Here is a 5,171-nt window from a genome sequence, read left to right on the forward strand (position 1 = left end):
TGCGGGTGTGCGCGGTGCAGTCGTGCGCGGCGCGAGGGGGTGTGGTGCGAGGTGCGGTGTGGGTGTGCGCGGTGCGGGGGGTGGGTGTGCGCGGGTGCGGGGGGGTGGTGTGGGTGTGCGCGGTGCGGGGGGTGGTGCGGGTGTGCGCGGTGCGGGGGGTGGTGTGGGTGTGCGCGGTGCAGGGGGTGGTGTGGGGGTGCGCGATGCGGGGGGTGCGCGGCGTGGGGTGCGAGGTGCCGGGGTGTGGGGGCTCGGGGCAGGGTGGAGTGGGGTGGGGCCGCCGGAGGCGGCTGGGGGAGGGTGGGGAGCACGCAGGGATGTGCCGCGCGGGAGCATGCGGCGAGCGACCACGACGTGGCGGCGTAGAGAAAGGGGCTTAGGCTGGTGGGCGTGAGTCCTGCTGTGAAATACACGCTGGCCCGGCTGGGGCTTCTGGCGGCGGTTTTTGTTCTTTTGGTGCCGGTGCCGATGAACCTCATGCTGAAGCTGATGATTGCGGTGCTGGTAAGCGCCATTTTGGGCTGGTTCCTGCTGAGCAAGATGCGCGATGAGGTCGCGACGCAGGTGGAGCAGGGCCTTGAGCGGCGTAAGGCGCAAAAGGAGAAGCTTCGGTCGGCTCTTGCCGGTGACGATGAGGAAGAGCGCAGCGGCGTGCAGTAGCGTGTCGTTGACCGTGACGCAGCGAAGCCGGTGAGATCCCGGCGCTGTCCCGCAACTGTGATACCCCTCTCAGGCGAGGGGTGAGCCAGGTCGCCTGCGTGCGGTCCCCCGATATCAAGCGCCCTCGCGGAAGGGCGAAGGAGGACCGAGATGAGAAGACGCTTACTGCTCGCCGCCCTGGCCACGGTGTTTATCGCGTCGGGATGTGCCAACACCCCGGCGGCGGAAGAGCCCAAAACCCAGTATCCGCAAAAGATTGTGTCGCTGTCGCCGACCGCGACCGAGATGCTTTTCGCGATCGGGGCGGGGAAGCAGGTGACCGCGGTGGATGAGTATTCGAACTATCCGGCGCAGGCGCCTAAGACCGAGCTGTCGGGTTACACGCCCAATGCCGAGGCGATCGCCGCGAAGAACCCCGATCTGGTGGTGCTGAGCGCGGATACCAAGCAGATCAAGGCGCAGCTGGAGACGCTGAAGATTCCGGTTTACATCACCGGCGACGCCAAGACCCTCGACGATGCCTACGCCCAGATCACCGAGCTGGGCAAGCGCACCGGGCACGACCAGGAAGCGACCGCGCTGAACAAGCAGATCCAGGACGATCTGACCAAGCTGACGCGGGATCTGCCGAAACGCACCAAACCGCTGACCTACTTCTACGAGCTCGATCCGGCCCTTTACACGGCGACCTCGAAGACCTTCATCGGCTCACTGTTCACGATGGCCGGGCTGGTCAACGTCGCGGATGCGGCGGACCCCACCAACTCGGGCTACCCGCAGATGACCGCGGAAGCGCTCGTCAAAGCCAACCCGGACATGATTTTCCTGGCCGACACGGTCATGGGGGAGACGCCGGAGAAGGTGAAGGCGCGAGCGGGCTGGAACGCGGTGACCGCGGTCAGCACGGGGCATGTCGTCGCGCTGGATACTGACATCGCTAGCCGTTGGGGCCCAAGGGTTGTCGACCTCATGCGGGCGATCACTGACGCGGTTGCCAAAGTCTCGGCGTGAGACCGGCCAGGCTCAGCCGTTTGTGGCTCGGGGCGGGGGTGATCGCGGTGGCGATCGCCTTCGCCCTCGGGCTTGCGCTCGGCCCGGTGAACCTGCCGTTGAGCACGGTCCTCGACGCGCTGGCGGGCAACGGCAACGAGCGTGACATCGCGATCGTCACCCAGATCCGGCTGCCGAGAGTCCTGTTAGGACTGATGGTGGGGGCGATGCTGGCGTTGGCCGGTGGGTGTTTCCAGGGCGTGTTCCGAAATCCGCTCGCCGACCCGTACCTGTTGGGGGTGGCGGCGGGCGCGGGGCTGGGCGCGACCGTCGCGATCGGCATGCGGTCCGATCAGCTGCTCGTACCGGCGGCGGCGTTCACCGGCGCCATCGCGGCGGTGATAGCGACCTACGCGTTGGGGCGTGGCAAGAATCTCATCCTCGCCGGGGTGGCCGTGTCGGCCTTCGCCGCGGCGGTGCAGACCTATCTGTTGCAGCGCAACGTGGACACCATCCGCGAGGTCTACTCGTGGCTGCTGGGAAGGCTGGCCACCAACGGATACCACGAGGTCAAACTGCTGCTGCCCTACGCCATCGTGACCAGCGTGGTGGTGCTGGCGATGCGGCGGGAGCTGGATGTGCTCAGCGTCGGTGACGCCGAAGCGTCCGGGCTGGGCCTGCACCCGCAGCGGTCGCGGATGATCCTGCTGGCTGCCGCCGCATTAGGGACAGCCGCCGCGGTGGCCGTTTCCGGGCTCATCGGGTTTGTGGGAATCGTGGTGCCGCATATCGTGCGGCTGCTCGCGGGCGGGTCGTACCGGCAGATCCTGCCGCTTTCCCTGCTTTTCGGCGCAGCGTTCCTCGCGCTGGCCGATCTCGTGGCGCGGACGCTGATCTCCCCGGGCGAGCTGCCGATCGGAGTGGTGACCGCGTTCTTCGGCGCACCCTTCTTCGTGCTGGTCCTGCGTACCACCAAGGGGGTGAGCCTGTAATGCTCGGCGTGGGCGGTCTGCGGGTGGCGCTGGACGGCACCGAGATCCTGCACAGCGTCGATCTCGAGGTCGCGGGCGGCGAGTGGGTGACGGTGATCGGTCCCAACGGCGCGGGCAAGTCGACGCTGCTGCGGGCGATCGGTGGGGTGCTGCCGTTCACCGGCTCGATCCAGATCGGCGGAGTGGAGATCAGCGCGCTGCCGAGAAGGAAACGGGCACAGCTTGTGGCGACAGTGGCGCAGCAGCCGGTGGTCCCACCGGGGATGCGGGTCATCGACTACGTCCTTTTAGGACGGACCCCCTACATCCCGCCGCTGGGCCGGGAATCGGCACAGGATCTGGCCATTGCCGAGCGGCGTCTGCGCGAGCTCGACCTGGTCCGCTTCGCCGACCGGGAGCTGGAGACGCTTTCCGGCGGCGAAAGGCAGCGCGTCTTCCTCGCCCGAGCCTTGGCCCAGGACGCCCCGCTGCTCCTGCTCGACGAGCCCACCTCGGCACTGGACATCGGGCACCAGCAGGAGGTGCTCGAGCTCGTCGACACCCTGCGCGCGGAGCACGGCCTGACCGTGCTGGCGACGATGCATGATCTGTCGATCGCGGGCGAGTACGCCGACCGGCTCGCACTGCTCGCCGACGGCCGGGTGGCCGCGATCGGCCCCCCGGCCCAGGTGCTCACCGAAGACCTGCTGCGCGAGCACTATCGGGCCAGAGTCCGCGTCATCGCCGGCGACTACGGCCCAATCATCGTGCCTGTTCGAGGTTAAGCCTTGGAGCTCTCCCTGGGCGGCTCCGCGGTGTTGGCGGGCCGCCGGGTGAGCTCCTTGGCTTAGAGCTTGCGGCAGGCTTCGATGGCCTTGTCGACCTCGGCCTCGCTGGTGACGATGCTCGCCCCGAGCCGGACATAGGGCGGGCTGTAGGGCGTGACACTGGCCGAGATGCCCGCTGCCTTGAGCTGGCCGTTGACGAGCATGGTGGGATTGCGGCCCCCGGCGTCGAGGCAGACGATGCCGGCTGAAAGATCGGCGGAGCGTGGCGTGATCAAGCGGATCGATTTGGTGCCCGCGAGCCCCTCCTTGAGCCGGCCGTTGAGCTCGTGAATCCGGGCCGCTATCCGATCGCGGCCAATGGCCCGATGGAAGGCGAAGGCCTCGCTGAGCGCCCACTCGTGCTCGTAGGCGTGGTAGCCGCCGGGCGACGCCGAATGTGGCGGGTTCGGGCTGTTGAAGAAGTCGAAACTGGGGATCACCGGCGTCAGCTGGGCCCAGGCCGACGGCTTGCCCCAGATGATCCCGGTGCCGCGCGGGCCGAAAAGCCATTTGTGGCAACCGGAGACGAGGAAGTCGACACCGAGCTGATCGGGGCCGGCGTCTTGCGCGCCGAAGCCGTGCACGCTGTCCAGGCACACCAGCGCCCTACCGGCGACCGCGTCGGCGATCTGGCGCACCGGAAGCTTCACGCCCGTTCCGGAGTGGACCCAGGTGATGGCGACCACCTTGGTGGCCGGGGTGAGCGCCTTGACCAGGTTGCCCACGATCTCGTCCACGCTGGCCGTGGCCGGATCGGCGTAAAGCCTTACCCGGTTTACCTTTACGCCATCGCGCTCGGTGCGAAAGCGCAGCGACTCGTGGGTCGAGTAGAAGTCGTGTTCGGTGGTGAGAATCTCGTCTCCAGGCTTGAGCTTCAGTCCGTTGTAGACCAGGCCCAGCCCCATCGTCGTGGAGTTGGTGAAGCAGATCTCGTCCGTGCGGACCCCGAGGTAGCCCGCCGCCGCCATCCGGATCGCTTCGCCGTAGCGGGCCTCGTTGGCGTGCAGGTACTCGACCGGGTTGTGGTCGAAACCGGTGCGGTGGATGGTGATCGCGTTGCGTACCGAGGCCGGTGAGCTGGCGAAGACGAAAGCGGCGAAGTGCGCCACAGCCGGGTCGAGGGCGAATTGCGCCCGCACCGAGCCCCAGTCCTTCGGGTCGAGCGGCGGCACGTCGGCCAGGTTCGGCCGGGGCGCGGAGGTGCCCGGGTCAGGTGCGGGGTCGCAGGCGCTGAGCGCGGTGAGCGCCACCGCGCCGCCGAGCAGTCCGCGCCGCGTCAGAGAGGTGTTCCGCATAGTCCATAAGACCACGCAGGGCTGCGCTCAGGTTGCCACCGAAAATGCGTCGAGCGGCCGGGCGTCAGCGGCTAGGCTGGTCAGTTCGCGCACGTTCCGCTGCGCCGGGTACCAGACCGGAGGAACCGCAGGCCATGCCAGTCGATCTCGATGCCGAGCTTGAAGCCGAACGCACCCACATGTCCACTTCCCGCGCCGCCCTGCACGCGATGCGGGTGCACGCCGAGCAGATGTACGCCACCGGGCACATAGTCGCCGGAGACCCCTTCGCCGCGGAAACCCTCGGCATCGCCCTTGCCCGCCGAGTCGCCGAGCTGGCCGACGACCCCCGCACGCCGCTCTTCTTCGGCCGCCTCGACCTCGAACGCGCCGAAGAAGCCATCGCCGGACGTTTCTACATCGGCCGCCGCCACGTCACCGACAGCGTC

Annotated in this window: 5 protein-coding genes, 1 pseudogene and 1 riboswitch; of the genes and pseudogenes, 5 read left to right on the top strand and 1 reads right to left on the bottom strand. The window is 68.1% G+C overall.

All coding sequences use genetic code 11. The features are described 5' to 3' along the window. Positions 1-390 precede the first annotated feature (390 nt). From Rhe02_RS49070 to Rhe02_RS49085, 4 genes are all read left to right on the top strand, one after another. A complete protein-coding gene (locus Rhe02_RS49070; protein WP_203915489.1) occupies positions 391-660 on the top strand; it encodes a DUF4229 domain-containing protein in 270 nt (89 codons plus the stop codon). Further along, a riboswitch (cobalamin riboswitch) is annotated at positions 645-776 on the top strand. Its footprint overlaps the gene before it by 16 nt. A gap of 34 nt (positions 777-810) precedes the next feature. Further along, positions 811-1,671, top strand: a complete 861-nt coding sequence (locus Rhe02_RS49075) for an ABC transporter substrate-binding protein (RefSeq protein ID WP_203915490.1) — start codon at positions 811-813, stop codon at positions 1,669-1,671. Continuing rightward, entirely contained in the window at positions 1,668-2,642 is a 975-nt protein-coding gene (locus Rhe02_RS49080) for a FecCD family ABC transporter permease (protein ID WP_203915491.1), read from the top strand. Before Rhe02_RS49075 ends, Rhe02_RS49080 begins: the two co-directional genes overlap by 4 nt. Further along, entirely contained in the window at positions 2,642-3,406 is a 765-nt protein-coding gene (locus tag Rhe02_RS49085) for an ABC transporter ATP-binding protein (protein WP_203915492.1), read from the top strand. Before Rhe02_RS49080 ends, Rhe02_RS49085 begins: the two co-directional genes overlap by 1 nt. A gap of 62 nt (positions 3,407-3,468) precedes the next feature. Here the strand turns inward: Rhe02_RS49085 and Rhe02_RS49090 are convergent, their stop codons facing one another. Beyond that, positions 3,469-4,743, bottom strand: a complete 1,275-nt coding sequence (locus tag Rhe02_RS49090; protein WP_203915493.1) for an aminotransferase class V-fold PLP-dependent enzyme — start codon at positions 4,741-4,743, stop codon at positions 3,469-3,471. A 134-nt stretch (positions 4,744-4,877) separates the two neighbouring features. Here Rhe02_RS49090 and Rhe02_RS49095 point away from each other — a divergent pair. Beyond that, a pseudogene (locus tag Rhe02_RS49095) lies at positions 4,878-5,171 on the top strand (AAA family ATPase); the annotation flags it as partial.

Origin of the sequence: Rhizocola hellebori (assembly GCF_016862955.1) — a bacterium.
In the GTDB taxonomy this organism is placed as follows: domain Bacteria; phylum Actinomycetota; class Actinomycetes; order Mycobacteriales; family Micromonosporaceae; genus Rhizocola; species Rhizocola hellebori.